Genomic DNA, 22185 nt, shown 5'->3' on the forward strand with positions numbered 1-22185 from the left:
GGCATTACAACTAAGTTAACTTTTAAATAACGTCATAATTTTTTACATCTTTTTACTTATTAATCAAGAAAAGTTGCTGAAGTAGCTCTATTTTATTAAATTAAGCCTACTTTTGCAACCTCATAAAACGAAAAGGCTTATTTATCTGCTAAGACAGCACAATTGGGAAGCCTTAGTTTGATAAAATTTAAAAAATATGTCTTTATTTAATGAACTTGGCTTAAGCCAAGAAATTGTCAATGCGTTGACAGATTTAGGTTATGAAAAACCTACACCTATTCAAAAACAATCCATTCCTCAAATTATTAATTCAAATAGTGATTTAAAAGCTTTTGCACAAACAGGAACTGGAAAAACAGCTGCGTTTAGCTTACCTATCTTAGAAAAATTAGATAACGAAAACAAAACCACACAAGCTATTATTTTATCTCCTACGCGAGAACTCGCCATACAAATTGGAAAAAACATTGAAGATTTTTCAAAATACATGAAGCGAGTTAATGTAGTAACCGTTTATGGTGGAGCTAACATTGATGAACAAATTAGAGGACTTAAAAAAGGAGCCCAAATAGTAGTTGGAACTCCTGGTCGAACTGTTGATTTAATTAAACGAAAACAGTTAAAATTAAAAGACATTAAATGGGTAGTACTTGATGAAGCTGATGAGATGTTAAATATGGGGTTTAAAGATGATCTTGATCAAATTTTAGAAGTTACTCCAAAAGAAAAACAAACCTTATTATTTTCGGCTACTTTTCCAAAAGAAGTAGATGCTATTGCTAGAAATTACATGCACAAACCTGTAGAAATTAGTGCAGGGAAGAAAAATGTTGGAGCAGACAAAGTTTCTCATGAATATTATTTAGTTTCAGAAAAAAATAGATATCCCACACTAAAAAGGTTAGCGGATGTAAACCCTGACATTTACGGAATTGTTTTTTGTAGAACTAGACGAGAAGCTAAAAATGTTGCTGCTAATTTAATTGAGGATGGATATAATGCAGATGCACTACACGGTGATTTATCACAAGCACAACGTGATATTGTAATGGAGAAATTTAGAGCCAAACATTTACAAATTCTAGTAGCTACTGATGTAGCAGCCAGAGGTTTAGATGTAGATGACTTAACTCATGTTATAAATTATAAATTACCAGATCAAGCTGAAAACTACACACATAGAAGTGGTAGAACTGGTAGAGCTGGAAAAAAAGGAATTTCTATTGCTATAATTAATAATCGAGAAAAAAATGCTCTTAAACCTATTGAGAATAAAATTGGAAAAAAATTTATTCATCAACAAGTTCCTGGAGGAAAAGAAATTTGTGAAAAGCAACTATTTACTCTTATCGAAAAAATAAAAGATGTTGAAGTAAATGAAGAACAAATTAGTCCTTATTTAGATAGTATTTACGATCAATTAAAAGATATTGAACCAAATGAATTGATAAAACGATTTGTTTCTATTGAATTTAACCAATTCTTATCGTACTATGAAGATGCTGAAGATTTAAATGGTGACGATTCTAGAGAGCGTAGACGAAGTAGTGACGAAAATTTTACTAGATTCTATATCAACATTGGTAAAATGGACGGATTAAATCCAGCAAAACTGATGGGTTTAATTAATGAAAATCTAAAAAAGAGAGATGTTGAAATTGGACAAATTGAAATTCTAAAAAGTTTTTCGTTTTTTGAAATTGACAAAGCGTATGCCGATAAGGTTATTGAAGCCTTTGAACATTCAGAATTTGATGGCAGATCACTAATTGTTGAAATTACTAAAAAGCCAAAAGGCGGTGGAAGAAGAAGTGGAAAAAAACGTAGTTTTGGAAGTGATAGACGCTCTAACAAAAGTGGCTATAAAGGAAAAAGCTCTACAGGTGGAGGATACAAAAGTAAAAGAAAAGGTGCTTTTGGTGGAAATAAAAGAAGTGGTAAAAGATAAAATTTAACCTACTCTAATTTTATAAACGCTATAATTAATAATAGCTTTTTCTAGGATAAACTCTAGACCTTTAAAAAGTGATTGATATTACCTTACTCTTTAAAAGAAATTTTTAAAGAGTAAGGTAATTTTTTTTACTCAGTAATCATTTATCTTCAGCTCCTATTTCACATATTTTGTTTTCTTTACAAAACTCAATACCACAAAAGATACCAAAAAGAAAATCGCTAAAAAGAGTACACTCCATTGCATAGAACCCGTCATAGAAATTAATGCCCCAAAAACAAAAGTTCCTAAAACAATGGCTATTTTTTCAGTAACATCATAAAAGCTAAAATAAGTAGCATGATCTGTCGTTTCAGGCAGCAATTTTGAGTAAGTAGATCTTGACAAGGATTGTATAGCTCCTAAAACTAATCCTATAAAGCCACCCAACACATAAAAATAAATAGCTACATTTTCTTGAGTTTTATCTAACGAAAAAGCTAAAAAACATACCAATCCCCAAATTGCAATGGTAATTTTTAATGTAGTTATATTACCCAATTTACTAGACAATCTTGAAAATATAAACGCCCCTACTATTGCTACAATTTGAACTAATAATATTGCTGCTATAAGATTTGATGTTGGTAAACCTAGCTCTTTACTTCCAAAAATACCTGCCATTAAAACAATGGTTTGAACTCCTACACTAAACAAGAAAAACGAAATTAAAAATATCTTTAAAGACGGGTAATTTATCACATCTTTAAAAACTATTTTCAGTTCTTTAAAACCTTTCCATATATAATCTTTCTCTGGCTTTTTGTGAAAAACATTATTAGGCAATCTTTTAAATGTAATTTGAGCAAAACCTAGCCACCAAACACCAACCATTAAAAACGTTAATCTTGTAGGCATGGCACTATCTAAAAAACCTAACAATTCAGGTTTTTGAATCATCAAAAGATTAATTAATAGTAATAAAATTGAGCCTGTATATCCAAGCATAAAACCTTTTGCACTTACTTTATCTTGTTGCTCAGGAAAAGCAACTTCTGGCAAATAGGCATTATAAAAAACAAGGCTTCCCCAAAAGCCAATACTTGCTAAAATTGTAAAAACAATACCTATCCAAAGTGTATCAATTCCTGTAAAGAAAAATAGACTCATAACAGAAAACGAGCCTAAAAAACAAAATACTTTCAAAAATTTCTTTTTGTTGCCTGTATAATCAGCTATACCAGATAAAATTGGAGAAAGAAAAGCTACAATTAAAAAAGAAAATGACAACGCATAATTATACAAAGTAATGGGGTCAAAATTTCCTCCTAAAAAGGATACGGTTTCATAACTTTCAGTTACTACACCATAATATATTGGAAAAACTGCAGTAGAAATTACTAAAGAATAAACAGAATTAGCCCAATCGTAAAAAGACCAAGCATTTATAAGTTTTTTATCTCCTTTTTTTAACATAGGATAATTGGTTGACAAACAAAAAGCCGTATTTCTATTGAAATACGGCTTACAATGTACTAATTATTTTAAAAGAATAATAAAATTTAATTTGAAACAGCTTCAGCATTAAACTTTTCAGCATAAGCTTTAGCTTGTGGCAAATACGCTTTTAAATCTTCAATTCTAGATTCATTTGAAGGGTGCGTACTTAATATTTCTGGAGGAGCTTGTCCGCCTGCTAGTTCACTCATCCTAACCCAAACTTCAGCAGCCTCTTCTCCGTTATATCCAGCCATTATCATAAATACCAATCCTAATCGATCTGCTTCACGCTCATGAGTTCTACTAAAAGGTAACATTACACCAACCTGAGAGCCAATACCATAAGCTGTATTCCAAATTTGTTGCTGTTCAGGTGATTTATTTGCGGTAGCAACTGCAACTGCCACACCTCCCAATTGTTGTAATTGTCCTGTTGACATACGTTCTTGACCATGTTTTGCAAACGCATGAGCAACCTCATGCCCCATTACTGCTGCAATACCATCCGTATTCTTACAGACAGGTAAAATACCTGTATAAAAAACTACTTTACCTCCAGGCATACACCAAGCATTTACAGTTTCATCTTCAACCAAATTAAATTCCCATTCATAGCTATCAGCTTCCGCTTCCATACCATTTACCCGCATAAATCTATCTACTGCTTGAGATATTCTTGCTCCAACTTCTTTTATTTCGTTAGTTTTAGTTTTGTTATTAGAAAGTTTATTCTCTTCCAAAAACCCCTTATATTGTGCAAAAGCCATAGGCAAAACTTCTGCATCACTTACAAAATTTACTCTTTTTCTACCAGTTATAGGTACAGTACTACAACTAATTAAAAATAAAGTTACTAAAGTTAGAGTTGTAATTTTTTTCATGTGTATTTTTTTAAGTTTTTTTATAAGAGTAAATATACAAAAAATGATTAATTTCGTTTTTACATTAAACTACATCTAATCTTATTTTAATGCCAAAGAAAAACTCTTTTGAAATCCCAAATTCAATAATTCGAACAGGTCAATTTCTACAATTATTTTCTAATAAATTAGCTGCAAGTTTTGCTATTAAACTTTTTACCACTCCTCCTCAATTTAAAATACCTGAAAGAGAGGTAATGATGCGTAAAAGTGCTAAAAATATTTTAGTAACAATTCCTGAAATCAAAAAAGATGTTAACGTGTATGAATATGGATTTTCAAAAACTAAAGTTCTTTTAGTTCATGGGTGGGCAGGACGAGGTACTCAACTTTATGAAATAGCAGATAAACTACTAGAAAATGGAATGATGGTTATCAGTTTTGATTTACCAGCTCACGGGCTTTCATCTGGTAAAACTACAAACATGTTAGAATCTATTGCAACCATTAAATATATAAATGAAAAATTTGGACCTTTTGAGGCTGCCATAGGGCATTCTTTTGGAGGCATAAGTTTAATAAACAGCAGTACTGACAATTCATTTTTCAAAAAAATGGTAATAATAGGGACCGCAGGTTCTAATAATAAAATTTTAGATGTTTTTGTTCAAAAACTAAAACTAAACCCTAAAGTAGCTGAACACATGAAAAAGCAGATTAAATCTTCATTTAAAGTTGATATGGAGTCACTATCTGCCATTGAAAATGCTAAAAAAGTAAATATTCCTACTTTGGTAGTCCATGATACTCAAGATAAAGATGTAAATGTAAGTTCTGCTTACAAAATACGACAAAACCTATCAAAAGGAGAACTTTTAATTACTAAAAACTTAGGACATCGAAAAATATTAAGAGACCACAAGATTATTTCTAAAATTATATCTTTTTTAAAAGAGCACTAAATTAGATTTCTCTTAAATGGATTTACTTGAATACCAAAGTTTAATTTAACATTACTTAAAGTCTAGTAATTGTTAAAGTTCTAAGTTAATGAACGTAAATCTATTTTAAATTAATGAAAAACATACTAACTTTATTCACCATCACATTACTACTTAGCTGTACAAGTAATGCTCAAAAAAACAAAAAAGAAGATAAAAAAATGGCAGAAGACAAAAATAAAATTGTAAAAACAGAAGCGGAATGGAAAGCTGAATTAACAGAGCAAGAATATTACGTTTTACGCCAAAAAGGTACGGATAGACCTGGAAATTATGGATACACTAAACACTTTGAAAAAGGGACTTATGTTTGCAGAGCTTGTAATGCTCAACTTTTTGAATCTGGAAGTAAGTATGAAAGTAACTGTGGTTGGCCTTCTTTTGACGATGCTATTCCTGGAACTATTGATTTTAAAAAAGATACAAGTCATGGCATGATACGTACAGAAATAACTTGTACAAGATGCGATGGACATTTAGGTCACATTTTTGACGATGGTCCAAAAGAAACTACTGGAAAACGATATTGTGTAAATACGAGTTCCATAAAATTTATTCCTGCCGAGAAAAAATAACCGATATAATTTACTTAAATTTAGAGTCCTAGAAATTAGGACTCTTTTTTATATCGTTATGAATAAAAATTACATCGAAAGTATTCAAAAGCAATTCGCATACTATAAAAGTTTAGGCGATAAAACTTTTGATCAGCTAAATGCTTCAGAAATACACTGGCAACCTAATGAAAACAGTAATAGTATTGCTATTATTGTTAAACATATTGTAGGAAACATGTTGTCTCGATGGACTAACTTTTACACTGAAGATGGTGAAAAAAATTGGAGACATAGAGATAAAGAATTTGAAGACACCTATGCCACGAAAGATGAAATGATAAAAGATTGGGAAAAAGGATGGAACAGTTTATTTAATATTATCTCAGCTCTAAAACCCGAAAATCTTTCACAAATAGTTTACATCAGAAATGAAGGACATTCTGTTATCGAAGCTATAAACAGACAATTATGCCATTATTCTTATCACATTGGCCAATTGGTTTATATTGCAAAATTAATTAAAGACAATTCTTGGACTAGCCTTTCTATTCCAAAAAACAAGTCGTCTATATATAATAAAAGTAAATTTCAAAAAGAAAAACATAGGGGACATTTTACTGATAATTTTGAGAACTTATAAGTATAGTCACTTTTATTTAAATTGCAATTAAATATTCTTTATGTACAAATTCTTTATTTTAATATTTCTATTCGCTTTAGTTTCATGCCAACAGAAAATTGAAAACTCAATAAATAACAAAAACTTCTGCGAAACCATACATAGAAATGACAGTATAAGTCTTTCTGAAGAGTTAGCTGATTTTTCACAAAAAATGAAAACTAAAACAGGAGTTTATGTTTTAGAAGATGGTGGAGGGTCATTAATTACACGTGCTTGGCTTACAGACTATGCTGAAAAAACCATAGATATTCAATATTTTATTTTTTCTACTGACAATGTTGGACTAATCGCTTGTGATTATTTGGTTAGAGCAGCAAATCGAGGTGTAAAAGTAAGAATTTTAATAGATGACATTATGGTTGATGCTGAATTAGACGATATACTAATGATGCAAAGTCATAAAAACATTTCTATTAAAGTTTACAATCCTGGTGTTAATCTTGGTAAAAACATAGTGAGTAAACTTAAAAAATTTGCCACTGATTTTAGAACTGCTAATTTAAGAATGCATAATAAAACTTTTATTGTTGATAAAAAAGTAGTTATTACCGGCGGTAGAAATATTGCTGACGAATACTTTGATTATGATCATGAATATAATTTTAGAGATAGAGATGTACTTTTAATAGGAAAAATAGCCCCGAAAATAGAACAATCTTTTGAACAATTTTGGAACAACAATTTAAGTGTTCCTATTGAAACATTAGCAGACAAACTCCCTGAGAATTATAACGCCCCTCAACGGTTTAATAAACTGCACCAATACGCTTGTAATCCTGAAAATTTTTGGCCTCAAATTAGAACAGAAATTGAAAACTTACCAACAGCCTTTAAAAAAATTAAAGAATCTGGAGGTTTAATTTGGACAAACGACATATCATTTATATCAGATGCTCCTGGAAAAAACGATGGTTCTGAAGGTTTGGGTGGAGGCGGTTATACAACAGATGCCCTAATTGAGTTAGTTAAAAATGCTACTACGTCAATTGATATACAAACTCCATATTTAATCACTACAAAACTAAGTAGAACTCTTTTTAAAAATGCAGTAGATAGAGGTGTGAAAATCAGAATTTTAACAAACAGTTTAGCTTCTACAGATAATTTAGAAGCTTTTAGTGGGTACCAACGAGATAGAAAAGCACTATTAAAAACTGGAGTAGAAATTTACGAATTTAGACCTGATGCTGAAGAGCGTTTTAAAATTATGACTGGTCAATTACAAAAAACACTTGACTTTAAGCCTATTTTTGGATTACACTCAAAATCAATGGTTATTGATAGTAAAACTACTGTTATCGGAACTTTTAATTTAGACCCTAGAAGTGCAAACCTAAATACAGAATGTATAACCATTATAAACAACACCAAAATAGCGGAAGGTGTTCAAAAAGGTTTTGAAATAGAGTTTAAACCTGAAAATTCTTGGCGTACTACACTAGACTTTAATCCTGACTCTAAAGTTAAAACTAGCAAACGTATTAAAACATGGACACGAAAAATTATACCTAAAGAAATATTATGATAAAATAATTATCTAAAGCGGGCTAAATTCTAATTATTACAACACTATTTAACTAAACTACTATAATCTTTATGAATAGCCTCTTTAAAAAGTTTCCAATGTTCATCTGTCATACGTTCTGGAGTAAATAAACAAATACCAGTAGCACCATTTACCATAGACAGCTCTATAGCTTCAACCATTTCCTCAGGTGCTAAACCATGATTTTCAGGATCAGAATGTTTGTCTTTTTCACTAGGAAAAGGAGTTATAAACAATCCACTATAAATAGGTTTTTTATTGTTTACAGAAGTTACTTCTTCTTTTACCATATCTCCTACCCATTTGGCATCTTTTAAATAAAAATCGTTATAATTCATTGGATAGATAGCATCCACATTCCATTTATTCCATTCTTGTCGGACTAATTTTTTTGAAATTGATGGTCCTGGAAATACAGCTGAAGTTATTTGTTTACCTGTCTCATGAACATCAGCAGCTAAGCGATTTACCAAACTAGTAATTAAGTCATATCTAAACTGCCCCCATTCTTCCACCTGACTAGGATCTTCTACTTCTTTAATATCTATACCTGTTTTCTCTTTAAAATTAGAGGTACAAACATCACAGTAGCAATAATCATATTTAGGATATTCCTTATCCATTACCAAACCATATTTTTCCCATAATCCTTCAGCCAAAATAACATCTGGGAAACGGATATAATCTAAATGAATACCTTCTACTTCAGGTACTTCTGCCACTTTAGTATACATGTTTGATAAAAAATTATAAACCTCTTCTCTGCTTGGGCATAAAATTTTATAATACGGTACATAAACAGGTTTATCATAAGCAGATTCTCCCAAACGGTTTACCATATACCATTCTGGTTTTAATTCAGAATTATTAGATTGAATCATCGTAGGAATCCAAGTATGAAACTCTAAACCTGCATCTTTAGCTAATTTACCAACACGTTTATAGATTTCTGGATTTTGCCCTCCATTATACATTACTCCATCTATACCATGTTCTTTAAAAGTATTAAACTTCTCTAAAATTTCAGCATCTGAAGCTTCTCCCGGACCTCCTGTCCATACCATTACAGGAATTTTATCTTTAGAAGTACAAGAAATAAAAAAGGAAACTAATACTAAAATAGAGAATATTCTACTCATAATAAAGGCTGATTAAATTAAGAGACAAAAGTACAAAATTTGGGAGAGATTCTGCGTCATAAATGGAATGATATTTCCTAAATTAACTAACTATCAACAGGTGAAAATTGAAATTTAAAGAGTCAATAAAATAACAACAAACACGGTTAGGATTCTATAACTAAACGAACATTAATTTTTATTCTTGAAAAGTAGCTACAAATGCATCTGAAAGAATAAAATTATAATAAATCTAAAACCCTTTCTAAAGCCATACTTCTAGATGCTTTAATTAAAATAGTAGCATTGGTAATATTAATATTTTCAAAATACCGTTCAAATTCTTGATATGATTTTAAAACTATTACATCTTTATTGGAGGTAGAACAATTAGAAAAATTTTCACCAATTAAAAATACTTTTTTTAGAGAGAGTTTGTTAAGGTTATCAATAATACCTTGATGCTCATCTAAAGCCATTTGTCCTAATTCAAACATATCGCCTAAAATTGCAATTTTATTTGCATCTGTTAATGCTGATAAATTTTCTAATGCTACCTTCATACTTGAAGGATTAGCATTATAAGCATCTAAAATAATTTTATTGGTGTTTTTATTAATAATTTGAGAACGATTATTACTAGGTATATACTGTTCAATTGCATTAATACAATCTTCTTTTTCTACTTTAAAATAAGTACCTATAGCTAATGCTGCAGCAATATTATTATAATTATAAGTTCCAATCAATTGGCTTTTAATTATAGTATCTTCAAATTTAACTTGAACAAACGGATTGGCTTGCACAAAACTAATAGTAATGTTAGCATTAGAACCTCCAAAAGTAATTCGGTTAATATTAGCTGACTTTTCTAATTGGGTGGTGTCATTAGCATTTACAAAAACGTTTTTTTTATTTATTTTTAAATAATTATACAATTCAGATTTTCCTTTTATTACTCCTTCAACACTTCCAAAACCTTCCAAATGAGCCTTTCCAAAATTTGTAATATATCCAAAATCTGGTTGAGCAATACTACATAAAAAATCAATTTCTTTTAAGTGGTTTGCTCCCATTTCAACAATACCAATCTCAGTTTCTGGAGTCATAGAAAGTAATGTTAATGGTACTCCAATATGATTGTTTAAGTTGCCTTTAGTTGCTGTTGTTTTATATTTTTTTAACAGCACAGCATTAATTAACTCTTTGGTTGTTGTTTTACCATTACTTCCTGTTAAGCTAATAATTGGAATATTTAATTTCATACGATGATATGCAGCTAAATCTTGTAATGTTTTTAAAACATCATCTACCAAAATAATATTGGCATTAGTTTTAGAAACTTTTTCATCAACTATAGCATAAGCGGCTCCATTTTTAAGAGCATCTTCTGCAAATTTATTTCCATTAAAATTATCACCTTTTAAGGCAAAAAATATAGAGCCTTTTTCAATTTTTCTAGTGTCTGTAGAAACTTTATATGACTCTTTATATATCGAATAGAGATTTGGTATTTGCATGGGTTAAAACTAAAAAAAAACTCAATACAAATTGTATTGAGTTTTAATTATTTATTATCTAAAAGGTTTTATCTTCTTGTTGGTTCTTTTCTTCTTCTTTTGTAAGACATAGCACCTAATTTATCTGTTGCACATCTAAATCCGATATAATTAGTTGCCATATATTCAGGTAGATATCTACGTTGAGCAGGATCTAACCAATATGCTCTATCTCTCCAAGAACCTCCTTTGTAGACTCTAGATTGGTCACTAATTAAAGTATTTCTTTTCTTAGTGTCATATTGTTGAATAATTAAACCACTTTCTCCTATTTGTTTAGGTGTTTGAGGTGAATTATACATTCTAGGTTTACTCTCTAAATCTTCTTCATCTTCATAGTAATATTTAGTTGAAGCTAAATCGCCATCATTAATAGCAATATTATCTGCTTTTTCATAATTAGGTCTCATAAAAGCATCACGCTTTGTAATTGGAACATATTTAATACTTCCTGGTAAATCTTTTGGTATAATTTTACCATTATCCAACGTATCAAACTCAATACTGTTATAATCAACTACTACTACTTTACCTTCTTCGTCAATTAGAGGTTTTTTAAATACATTACCTCTAAAGTAATTAAAGTCATTAGCTTCGTTATCAATTATAGGTCTGTATACATCTGCAACCCATTCAGCCACATTACCAGCCATATCATACAAACCAAAGGCATTTGGATCATAAGATTTTACTTTTATAGTAATATCAGCTCCATCATTACTCCAACCTGCTAAACCACTATAATCACCTTTACCTTGTTTAAAGTTAGCCAACTGATCACCACCTCTTCTTCTAGATTGATCTCTCGTAGTTGATCCATTCCAAGCATACTTTTTTCTACCTCTAATCATGTTATACTCTCTGTTTTCGATTTCTGCTTTAGCTGCATATTCCCATTCAGCCTCAGTAGGTAATCTAAAACGTTGTGTTAATAAACCATCAGAAGTTTTAACATGACGACCAGTAAAACCTTGGTCAGACTTTCTAGATCTTCTGTCTTTTCTTGAAGTAGAATCTTTTGCACTTCTATCTTTCTTTTTAGATTTTTGTTGATTAGGATCTGGCAACCCTCTACCATAAATACTTTCATTACCTTCAAACAATAAATCTGGATTTGCTAAATAAGTACCTGTATCAAATCTATTTTTACCTTCTACTTTAACAGAATCTAAATCAAATAAAGATTTAAGTACTCCTTTATCCATCAATATTTTTTCATTAACTCTATCTGTTCTCCATTTGCAATATTCTGTTGCTTGTAACCAAGACACGCCAACTACAGGATAATCAGAATAAGATGGGTGACGTAAATAAGCTTCAGATAATAATTCATTAAATCCTAAAGCGTCTCTCCATACCAAAGTATCAGGTAAAGCTGCTTGATAGATTTTTCTATAATTATCATCAGAAGGAGGATATACTTTTTCTAAATATTGTAAATAAAACAAATACTCTAAGTTTGTAACTTCAGCCTCATCCATATAAAATGAACGTACTTGTTGCTTAGTTGGAGTTGTATTCCAATCAAACATAACATCATCTTGTACACTTCCCATAGTAAATGTACCTCCTTCAATTAGTACCATTCCTGGCGGAACCTTTTGGCCTGCATAATTAGTATTGGCAGTAAAACCTCCATAAGTTGGATCATTAAATCTCCAACCTGTAAGTTCAGAATGTGTTCTGGACTTTTTTCCACAACTTATTAAAGTAGCTGCTACTAGTAATGTTAACAAAACTTTGTTTCCGATGTACCTTCTCATATTTAAACTTCTTAATTTATTCATTTTAGAGTTGAATCCTTCGGCATTAGGGGTCTATTTTTTGGACACATTATGCCTATTAATGCTAGTATAACGATAGTTTTATTTCTTTATTATATGTTGTGTTATAAAAAATGACACTAATTCTAATTAAATTTGTAACCATTTAAAACAAACCTTTGATACAAGGCATTTAATGTTTAAATTTAATAGAGGCTTATTTTAAATAAGTATGATTAACTTGCGTTCTGTTTAATATTTTATGAAGTCATCATTTTTAAAAAAACATATTGTAAATTTTATACACCTATTATATATAGTTCCTTTCTTTGTGTACGCTCAAAACATTGAAAGTAATACTACATTTAATAAAAAATTTGTTTCTACGTTAAAAAATTCTGTACTATCTAAAGGTACTTGGTACAAATTTGCTATTGACACCACAGGCATTTTTAAAATTGACAAACAGTTTTTACAAAACTTAGGATTAAATGTTAATGATATAAATCCAAAAAATATACGAATTTTTGGTAATGGAGGTCAATTATTACCCCAAAAAAATAGTGACTTTAGATATGATGGCCTACAAGAAAATGCCATTTATGTAAAAGGTGAAGACGATAACAGTTTTGATAATAATGACTATATCTTATTTTATGGTAAAGGGCCACATAGTTGGAATATTACTCCTTCACAACCAACTCAATCTAGACATATAAATAATATATATAGTGATAGAGCTTATTATTTCTTAACAGTTGATAATGGTTTGGGCAAACGTATTTCTAACGCTAATGAAATTTCAGCCACACCAACTCAAACTATTACAAACTTTAATGACTATGATTTTATAGAAAATGATAATATTAATTTATTTGCAAACGGACAACAATGGTTTGGAAAAGACTTGAGTTTTGAAAACAGCACAACAAAAATATTTAAATTTGAAAATTTAGACACTTCTCAGCCTATATCAATTAGAGTGAGAGCCGTCACTATTTCTTCAACCTCATCTTCATTAGACATAAAAGTTAATGGTCAACAATTAATGACTTTAAATTTTCCCTCAATACCTTCTACTACTGGAAACCTAACATTGGCAATTCCACGAGAAGATATCCAAAGTATTATTGTAAATACTACTCCTATTGAAGTTCAAATCACCTATAATAATAATGGTAACCCTTCTGCCAAAGCCTATTTAGATTATGTAGAAATAATAGGGCAAAAAAAATTAATTGCCACTGGCAAACAGTTTTCTTTTAGAAATTATAGTACTAGTACCAGTGCCTCACTATTTAATTACGAAATAGAAAATGCAAATAACATTTATCAAGTGTGGAATGTAACGGATTATTTAAATCCACAAATTTTAACCAATCAATCTACTACAGGTCAATTTACTTTTAAATCTTTTGGAGGCACATTACAAGAATATATTGTACTTAATGAAAATGATTTTTATAGTCCCGAAATCATTAATCAAAGTAACATATCAAATCAAAACTTACACAACTTAAAAGATATTGACTATGTTATTATTACTAAAGATTTTTTAATAAGTGAAGCTGAACGCTTAGCAGCTTATCACAGAGAATATTCTAATTTAACAGTTGAAGTAATTGATGTAAATCATATTTATAATGAATTTGGCTCAGGTTCTCCTGACTTAACAGCTATTAGAGATTTTATAAGGCACTTGTACGTTAATGCTTCTAGCGAAGACACTCGTATTAAATTTGTCTGTCTTTTTGGTGATGCTTCTTATGATTTTAAAGATAGAATTAATGACAATAATAATATTATTCCTTCTTTTCAATCTTTTGAAAGTTTTGACTTGGCTCGTTCTTATGTAACTGATGATTATTATGGAATGATGGATGACGATGAGGGTGAATTGAGTAATAGTGACAAACAAGATGTTGCTACGGGAAGGTTTCCAATATCTACAATCGCTGAAGCAAAGATAACTGTTGATAAAACCTTAAACTATTACAGTACAACTTCTTTTGGAGATTGGCGTAATAGAATTACACTTGTAGCAGATGACCCTGATGTGGCCAGTGAATTTGTATTACAAGAAACCGTCGAAAAACTAGCAGATACCATAAAAGAAAGGCGTCCTATTTATAATTTGACTAAAATTTATGCAGACTCTTATGTACAAGAAACTTCTGCTGGTGGAGAACGCTACCCTGATGTAAATGAAGCCATAAATAATGCGGTAGAAACAGGTTCTTTAATAGTAAACTATTTTGGTCATGGTGGTGAAGATGGATGGGCAAATGAAAGAATTTTAGAAGTAACTGAAATTAATGCATGGAATAATAGTGACAAATTACCTTTATTTATAACAGTTACTTGCGAGTTTTCAAAATTTGACAATCCGCTGAGACCAACTGCGGGTGAAGCCGTATTTCTAAATCCAAATGGAGGTGCTATAAGTTTAATTACTACAACTCGTGAAATATTTATTAATGTTGGACAGCAGTATAATGAAATATTAACTAAAAAATTATTTGGATTTAATGGTGAAGATTATACTATAGCGGAAGCAATGATGGCTATGAAAAACGATCCATCAGCCCCAAATAGCAGTCAACGATTATTTGTGTTCTATTTAGGTGATCCTGCAATGAAATTGGCTAGATCAAAACCGAATGTAAAACTTACAAAAATAAACGGAAAAGACATTACCTCAGCCACAGACACATTAAAAGCCCTTTCTAAAATAAGTTTAGAAGGAATTGTAACCGATGAATTAGGAAATAGTTTAACCGATTTTAATGGAGAATTATCTGCTACCATTTTTGACAAATCAATTGAAAGAACAACATTAGACAATAATAATTTTGGAAATAAACTTACTTTTGATGCAATAGAAAGTAAAATTTTTCGTGGTAGAGCATCTGTAAAAAATGGTATTTTCAATTTTAACTTTGTTGTTCCAAAAGATATAAGAATAGCCTATGGAAAAGCTAAAATTAGTTTTTATGCTGATAATAAAATAATTGATAAAGGAGGGGTTAATCAAGAAATAATTATTGGAGGTATTGACGAAAATGCACCTGAAGATAATGAAGGCCCAACCATCCAACTTTTTATGGATGACGAATCTTTTGTTGATGGAGGAAACACTAGTGAATCACCACATTTAATTGCCATTTTAGAAGACAGTTCAGGAATTAATACTTCTATTACAGCTGTTGATCATGATATTGTTGCCATTTTAGATGGAAATCAAGCTAATCCATACATCTTAAATGACTTCTATGAAACAGAATTAGATGACTTTACAAAAGGAAAAGTGAAGTTCCCATTTCGCAATTTAGAACCAGGTTTACACACTATTAATTTTAAAGTTTGGGATACATACAATAATTCATCAGAAGCCACGTTAAATTTTGTTGTAGTAGATAACGGCGATTTGGTATTGAGTAACGTGCTAAATTACCCTAATCCATTTATAAATTATACAGAGTTTTGGTTTAATCACAACAAGCCTAATGAACCTTTAGAAGTTCAAATTCAGATTTTTACAGTTTCTGGAAAATTAATAAAAACGATTAATCAAAACGTTCAATCTGATAATCTATCTCGTTCAATATCATGGAATGGTTTAGATGACTTTGGTAATAAAATTGGAAAAGGGGTATACATATATAAACTCAATGTAAAATCGACACTAACAAATACAAAAACTGAAAAATTTGAAAAACTTGTCATTTTACAATAAAGTGAGTACCCACAAAGTCCCTAATTTAACTATTCCAATGAAAAATTCATTTTTAATATTATTAGCTCTTATGTGCATAAATTTGACCAATGCACAAGATGAACCCAACCCAATAACTACAGCTGCACCGTTTTTAACAGTTGTACCTGATGCACGTGCTGGAGGTATGGGAGATATAGGTGTGGCCACAAAGTCAGACGCCAATTCTCAACATCATAATCCTGCAAAATTAGCCTTTTCTGAATCTCAATTTTCAGTGGGTGTTAATTATACTCCTTGGTTACGTAACTTAACCAATGACGTATTTGTTAGTAGCTTAACTTTTTCTAACAAAATAAATGAACGAAGTGCTTGGGGTGCAAGTTTAAAATATTTTTCTCTAGGAACAATTGATTTAACTGACACTGGAGGAAATCCAATTGGCACAGAAAATCCAAACGAATTCTCTTTCGATGGTTCATACTCCTTAAAATTAAATGAAACATTTGCCCTCGCCGTAGGTGTACGTTATATACGTTCTGATTACGCACTAAAAGTAGAAAACTCTGATTTAAACACTGTAAATACTTTTGCGGTTGATGTTGCTGGATATTACGAATCTCCTGAAAAATATTATGGTAATTTTAATGGTATTTGGCGTGGTGGATTTAACATTTCTAACATTGGGCCAAAAGTTACATTATCAGACGGAGGGAGAGAAAGTTTTATACCAACCAACTTAAAATTAGGTGGTGGATTTGAATTTATTTTAGATGATTTGAATTCCATTACTACCAATTTAGAATTTAATAAATTATTAGTACCAACTCCTCCAATAAGAAATTCAGAAAGTGGTGAAATTATTGATGGTAAAGACGATGATGTTGGCTTTTTATCTGGTATGTTTCAATCTTTTGGTGATGCTCCAAATGGTTTTAGTGAAGAGCTTAAAGAGTTTACTTGGGCTTTAGGTGCTGAATATATGTATGACAATACATTAGGCTTACGTCTAGGATATTTTAATGAAAATGATTTAAAAGGAGCTCGTAAATATTTTACACTAGGAGCCGGATTCAAATTTAAAAGTTTAAACTTAGACATGTCTTATTTAATAAATTCTTCAGATGTTAATAATCCTTTAGAAAATACATTACGCTTTTCATTAACTTTTAATTTCGGAGATTTATACGACTATTAAGATTCTAATAAATATTAAAATTTCAAAAATCATTTTAGTAAATTGCACTAAAATGATTTTTTTTTCCTAATTATAGCTCCTTATGAAAACAAAAAAAACTACAACAGAATATATCATATACGAAGGTATAGAAGAACTTGATAGTAGTACTCAAAATTTAATGAAGGAAGCCATAAACGCGAGAAAAAAAGCGTATGCTCCATATTCAAACTTTAATGTAGGTGCTGCTATTTTATTAGATAATAATAAAATTGTTACAGGTAACAATCAAGAAAATGCTGCTTTTCCTTCTGGATTATGTGCAGAACGTGTTGCTATTTATAGTGCAGGGGCAAATTATCCGAATAATACTATTAAAAGCATTGCAATATCAGCCTCTTCAATCAAACAAAAAATAAATAAACCTGTTGGCCCATGTGGAGCATGCAGACAAAGTATTTCTGAATATGAAAACAAGCAAAACTATCCAATAGAAATATATTTTATGGGTGAAGAAGGGCAAATTGTAAAAGTTAATTCTTTAAAAGACTTGTTACCTTTTGGCTTTAATAGTAGTTTTTTATAAATAATTTTTAAATTAAAAATAAGAAGTGATTATTATTTAAGTTCAAACTTTTACATCTAACTATTGAATTGTAATGCGAGATATTAAAAATAGAGAAGACATTTACTTTTTAATCGATAATTTTTACAAAAAATTACTTTCCGATGATTTAGTTAAACATTTTTTTTTAGATATATTAAAACAAAATCACCTTGAGCAGCATCTTCAAATTATTACTGACTTTTGGAATGGAATTTTGTTTAACTCTCCAGATTATAAAAGAAATGCCATGCAACCACACCTCATTTTAAACAAATCAAAACCCTTTAAAAATGAACATTTTAAAAGATGGTTAAGCCATTTTACCTCTTCAATAGATGAAAACTTTAAAGGAGAAAAAGCCGAAATGGCAAAAACTAGGGCTTTGTCTATTGCTACCATTATGGAAATTAAAATGACAACTAATTCTTAAATAAACCAACAAATCGTTTATTTATAACGCTCAAATGAATTATCTTAGCAAATGGTTTAAAGTTTAAACGAAAAGAAAAGAACTCTGCATATATGAATTCAGTTATCACCGGAATCGGTAGTTATATCCCAACAGAAATAAAAAAAAATATTGACTTTATTGACAATCAATTTTACGACGAAAACAACACCCCCTATAACGCTACAAATGAAGTGATTATAGAGAAATTCAAAGCCATAACTGGAATATCCGAAAGAAGGTATGTAAAAGCCAATCTATTATCTTCTGATATAGCAACTATAGCCGCACAAAAAGCTATTGACAGTTCTGGTATTGATTCTGAAGAACTTGACTATATTATATTTGCTCAAAATTTTGGCGATGTTAAAAAAGATAGTATTCAATCAGATTTATTACCAAGTTTAGCCTCTAGAGTAAAGCAAAATTTAAAAATAAAAAATTCTAATTGTGTAGCCTACGATATTATTTTTGGGTGTCCTGGATGGGTGCAAGGACTTATTCAAGCTGAAATTTATATAAAAGCTGGTGAAGCTAAAAAATGTTTAGTGATTGGGTCTGAAACCTTATCTAGAGTTATAGACGATTACGATAGAAATTCTATGATTTTCTCGGATGGTGCTGGAGCTTGTATTTTAGAAGCTAAAGAAGATGTTGACAATGGTATTTTAAGTCATACTGTAATTTCTGACACTATTGAAGAGGCAAAATATTTATATTTCGGAAAATCCTACAAACCTAACTCTGATGAAAATGTTAGGTATATAAAAATGTTAGGCCGTAAAATTTATGAATATTCTTTAACTAAGGTACCTAATGCCATGAAAAAGGCATTAGAAAAAAGTGGAGCTTCTATAGATGATGTAAAAAAAATATTTATTCATCAAGCCAATGAAAAAATGGATGAAGCTATTGTTAAACGCTTTTTTAGATTATATAAAACCGATGTTCCAACTAATGTTATGCCTATGAGCATTAACAAACTAGGAAATAGTTCTGTAGCCACCATCCCTACCCTATTAGATTTAGTAATTAAGGGAAATCTAGAAGGTCACAGTTTACAAAAGGGTGATATTATCATTATAGCATCTGTGGGTGCTGGAATGAATATTAATGCTGTGGTTTATAAATATTAGGTAAATAAAACCCAAAGCCTCACCCACTACAAACCTGAATATCAACATATTGAAATTTACTTTAATTTTAATAGTATATAAAATTTTAGGTAAATTTGCCTTTCTCAATTATCACACAATCGATATTTATATCATAGGATAAAACCATAAAAGAAATGACGGGAAGTATAATATATGAAGTGCTTAACAAATCCAAAAATGAAAAAGAACTTATTGGTATTTGGCAATATGGAGATAGTAATAGTTTTTTAATGGGTCGTGTTATTGACTTTAATGACGATTTAGTCTTGTTTAAGCATTACACAAAATTTGGAAAACCTGATGGTATTATTGCTCTGCAAATGGAAGCCATTCAAAATATTGATTATAATGATGATTATACAAAAGCGATGGAATGTCTAATAGAATATTCATCAATATTAGACAAAGAACCTGATTTTGAATTTGTACTTAATAATTCTGAATATTGGGAAGCTGATCTTATTAAGCAATTAGCAGAAAATAATGATATTATAGCTAGTTTAGAAATCAATGACGATTATTACTCTGGTTATGTAACTAGAGCTACTGAAACTGATTTTGAACTGCATTGTGTTGGTAAAATGGGCGAAGATGAAGGAAAAGTAGTATTTCGAATTGAAGATGTTACTGAGTTTAAAATTCACGATTTGAGTGACAGAAAAAAAGATTTGTTATTTAGATGGAGAAAAGCCATACTATAAACAAATAATTATTTGTTTATAGTATGGCTTTAGCACGTTTTAAAAAGTTAATCTTCAATAACCTGTTCTAAAACTTTTCCTGTATTTGTATTAGGAAACGTAACTTCTAATAAACTAGAAATGGTTGGAGCAATATCAATTACATTCACATGACCTTTACTTGCTCCATGTTTTATCCCTTTACCATAAAAAATTATAGGAATATGTGTATCATAATTATACCCAGACCCATGTGTAGAACCCGTTTTTGAATAACTTATAGTTGCTGGATTTGGAATTAATAACACATCTCCAGAATACTTCTGATTGTAACCGTTTTGTAACAAGTGCATAATACCTTCGGTAAAGTTAGTAGTTTGCATGGTACGAGCTGTAACCACTTTATAAATACCATCGTAATTGATAAGTTCATCAGCTAAATTTTGAGCTATTTCATTAGCATCTAATTTCAATTCTTTAATCTTGTCTTTATTTAAAAAGATTTGAAAATTAGAAAAATTCTCCATTAAATCTTCTGATTTATACTTTTCTAATAGAAAAGCATTTACTTTACTTTTAAACGTTTTACTATCAAAATATCCTGCAGGTATTTTTAAAGTTTCTAAATAAGATGGAACTTGTACTGCCGCATGATCTGCTGTTAAAAACAAGGTATAATTATTTTTACCTACTTTTTTATCTAAAAAATCAAAAAAATCGGCAAGGTCTTTATCTAGTCTTAAATAGGTATCCTGAACTTCTTTAGAATCCACACCAAATTTATGTCCTACATAATCTGTACTAGAAAAACTAACAGCTAAAAAGTCAGTAACATTATCTGTTTGTCCTAATTTTTCACCTACAATAGCCGCTTGAGCAAAATCTTTAACAATTGAGTTTCCAAAAGGTGTTGCACTTAACAAACTATAATTATTATTTTCTTTTTTTAATTTTTTTAAATTATAAGGAAAAGTTGGTGTTTCTTTTCCTTTAAAAAGACCTTCGTAAGGATTGTTATCCGCAATACTTTCAGTGTAAGAATCAATATTATAAAGTGTACTCCATGTAGAATTTATATATTTTTTTGCCTTTCCATTTTTATTAAAATTTTGAACCCATTTTGGTAAATTATCCATGTAATAAGTACTAGTAATAAATTTACCATCATCTCCTCCTTCAAACCAATAAGCAGCATCAGCAGCATGACCCGCAGGTAAAATTGCTGAACGGTCTTTTATACTTACTCCTATTACTTTTCCTCTTCTATTTTGTGCCATTTTTAATTCATCACCAATAGTTGTTGACATTAATCTTCTTGGTGATTTTTTACCTCCTTTTTTTGCTCCTACGGTATTAAAATCGTTATCATCAACACAATAAATGTATTCTTTTGCTGCCTTATCGTACCAGTTATTTCCGATAATTCCATGATTGCTTGGAGTAGTGCCTGTATAAATTGAAGTATGACCAACAGCAGTATAAGTAGGTATATAATTATAATGAGCATTTTCAAAATTATAGCCACTGTTTAGTAATCTCTTAAAGCCACCTTCTCCATATTTATTATAAAACCTTGTTAAATAATCATATCTCATCTGGTCTACCACAATACCAATAACTAACTTTGGACGTTTTAAATCAATAGTAGTATTAACAAAGTTCGGCTTTTCTACTGTGGAAGTTTGTGAAAAACCTGTAAAGAATAAAACAAAAGCAACAAAAAATAAAATTAATTTTTTCATGGGTTAGATTTTTAAACTGATATTAATCCCAAAATTAAGGCTTTTTTTATATTTAATATTATATTTTTGGTAATTGATTTGTTAAGTTTATATTAATTATATATCTATAACCTGTACTATATTTTGATTAACTATTTTAA

The 22185-nt window shown here is 30.0% G+C and carries 17 protein-coding genes; 11 read left to right on the top strand and 6 right to left on the bottom strand.

Features of this window, described 5'->3' with window-relative positions; genetic code table 11:
- Positions 1-196 precede the first annotated feature (196 nt).
- Positions 197-1948, top strand: a complete 1752-nt coding sequence (locus EGM88_RS01220; RefSeq protein WP_123896072.1) for a DEAD/DEAH box helicase — start codon at positions 197-199, stop codon at positions 1946-1948.
- A gap of 162 nt (positions 1949-2110) precedes the next feature.
- Here EGM88_RS01220 and EGM88_RS01225 read toward each other — a convergent pair whose 3' ends face one another.
- Both EGM88_RS01225 and EGM88_RS01230 read right to left on the bottom strand, forming a co-directional pair.
- Positions 2111-3409: an MFS transporter gene (locus tag EGM88_RS01225; protein WP_123896074.1), complete on the bottom strand. Its 1299-nt coding sequence runs from the start codon at positions 3407-3409 to the stop codon at positions 2111-2113.
- A gap of 86 nt (positions 3410-3495) precedes the next feature.
- Positions 3496-4314 (bottom strand): M48 family metallopeptidase, encoded by an 819-nt coding sequence (locus EGM88_RS01230; protein ID WP_123896076.1) that lies wholly within the window; start codon positions 4312-4314, stop codon positions 3496-3498.
- 89 nt (positions 4315-4403) lie between these two features.
- On the opposite strand from EGM88_RS01230, the gene EGM88_RS01235 reads away from it, so the two are divergent.
- From EGM88_RS01235 to EGM88_RS01250, 4 genes are all read left to right on the top strand, one after another.
- On the top strand, positions 4404-5255 hold the full coding sequence (locus EGM88_RS01235) for an alpha/beta hydrolase (protein ID WP_123896078.1): 852 nt from the start codon (positions 4404-4406) through the stop codon (positions 5253-5255).
- A 113-nt stretch (positions 5256-5368) separates the two neighbouring features.
- Positions 5369-5869, top strand: coding sequence for a peptide-methionine (R)-S-oxide reductase MsrB (msrB, locus tag EGM88_RS01240; protein WP_123896080.1), 501 nt, complete (start codon positions 5369-5371; stop codon positions 5867-5869).
- 58 nt (positions 5870-5927) lie between these two features.
- Positions 5928-6491: a DUF1572 family protein gene (locus tag EGM88_RS01245; protein ID WP_123896082.1), complete on the top strand. Its 564-nt coding sequence runs from the start codon at positions 5928-5930 to the stop codon at positions 6489-6491.
- Positions 6492-6531: 40 nt separating this feature from the next.
- The gene (locus tag EGM88_RS01250; RefSeq protein ID WP_123896084.1) at positions 6532-8058 is read left to right on the top strand and encodes a phospholipase D family protein; all 1527 of its coding nucleotides are present in this window, start codon (positions 6532-6534) and stop codon (positions 8056-8058) included.
- 44 nt (positions 8059-8102) lie between these two features.
- Here EGM88_RS01250 and EGM88_RS01255 read toward each other — a convergent pair whose 3' ends face one another.
- The 3 genes from EGM88_RS01255 to gldJ all read right to left on the bottom strand — a co-directional run bounded on the left by EGM88_RS01255 (position 8103) and on the right by gldJ (position 12519).
- Positions 8103-9218, bottom strand: coding sequence for a glycoside hydrolase family 10 protein (locus EGM88_RS01255; RefSeq protein ID WP_123896086.1), 1116 nt, complete (start codon positions 9216-9218; stop codon positions 8103-8105).
- A 221-nt stretch (positions 9219-9439) separates the two neighbouring features.
- A complete protein-coding gene (locus tag EGM88_RS01260; protein ID WP_123896088.1) occupies positions 9440-10717 on the bottom strand; it encodes a UDP-N-acetylmuramoyl-tripeptide--D-alanyl-D-alanine ligase in 1278 nt (425 codons plus the stop codon).
- Between the two features lie 68 nt (positions 10718-10785).
- On the bottom strand, positions 10786-12519 hold the full coding sequence (gene gldJ / locus EGM88_RS01265; RefSeq protein ID WP_123896089.1) for a gliding motility lipoprotein GldJ: 1734 nt from the start codon (positions 12517-12519) through the stop codon (positions 10786-10788).
- A gap of 262 nt (positions 12520-12781) precedes the next feature.
- Here gldJ and porU point away from each other — a divergent pair, with 262 nt between their 5' ends.
- From porU to EGM88_RS01295, 6 genes are all read left to right on the top strand, one after another.
- Complete coding sequence (gene porU / locus EGM88_RS01270; RefSeq protein WP_123896091.1) at positions 12782-16255, top strand: type IX secretion system sortase PorU; 3474 nt, start codon at positions 12782-12784, stop codon at positions 16253-16255.
- A gap of 37 nt (positions 16256-16292) precedes the next feature.
- A complete protein-coding gene (gene porV, locus EGM88_RS01275) occupies positions 16293-17432 on the top strand; it encodes a type IX secretion system outer membrane channel protein PorV (RefSeq protein WP_123896093.1) in 1140 nt (379 codons plus the stop codon).
- An 82-nt stretch (positions 17433-17514) separates the two neighbouring features.
- Entirely contained in the window at positions 17515-17997 is a 483-nt protein-coding gene (gene cdd / locus EGM88_RS01280) for a cytidine deaminase (RefSeq protein ID WP_123896095.1), read from the top strand.
- A 73-nt stretch (positions 17998-18070) separates the two neighbouring features.
- A complete protein-coding gene (locus EGM88_RS01285) occupies positions 18071-18448 on the top strand; it encodes a group III truncated hemoglobin (RefSeq protein WP_123896097.1) in 378 nt (125 codons plus the stop codon).
- A gap of 92 nt (positions 18449-18540) precedes the next feature.
- Positions 18541-19602: a 3-oxoacyl-ACP synthase III family protein gene (locus EGM88_RS01290; RefSeq protein WP_123896100.1), complete on the top strand. Its 1062-nt coding sequence runs from the start codon at positions 18541-18543 to the stop codon at positions 19600-19602.
- A gap of 155 nt (positions 19603-19757) precedes the next feature.
- Positions 19758-20324, top strand: coding sequence for a hypothetical protein (locus tag EGM88_RS01295; RefSeq protein ID WP_123896102.1), 567 nt, complete (start codon positions 19758-19760; stop codon positions 20322-20324).
- A gap of 47 nt (positions 20325-20371) precedes the next feature.
- Here the strand turns inward: EGM88_RS01295 and pafA are convergent, their stop codons facing one another.
- The gene (gene pafA, locus EGM88_RS01300) at positions 20372-22045 is read right to left on the bottom strand and encodes an alkaline phosphatase PafA (protein WP_123896104.1); all 1674 of its coding nucleotides are present in this window, start codon (positions 22043-22045) and stop codon (positions 20372-20374) included.
- Positions 22046-22185: the final 140 nt, after the last annotated feature.

This window comes from Aureibaculum marinum (assembly GCF_003813905.1).
GTDB lineage: Bacteria > Bacteroidota > Bacteroidia > Flavobacteriales > Flavobacteriaceae > Aureibaculum > Aureibaculum marinum.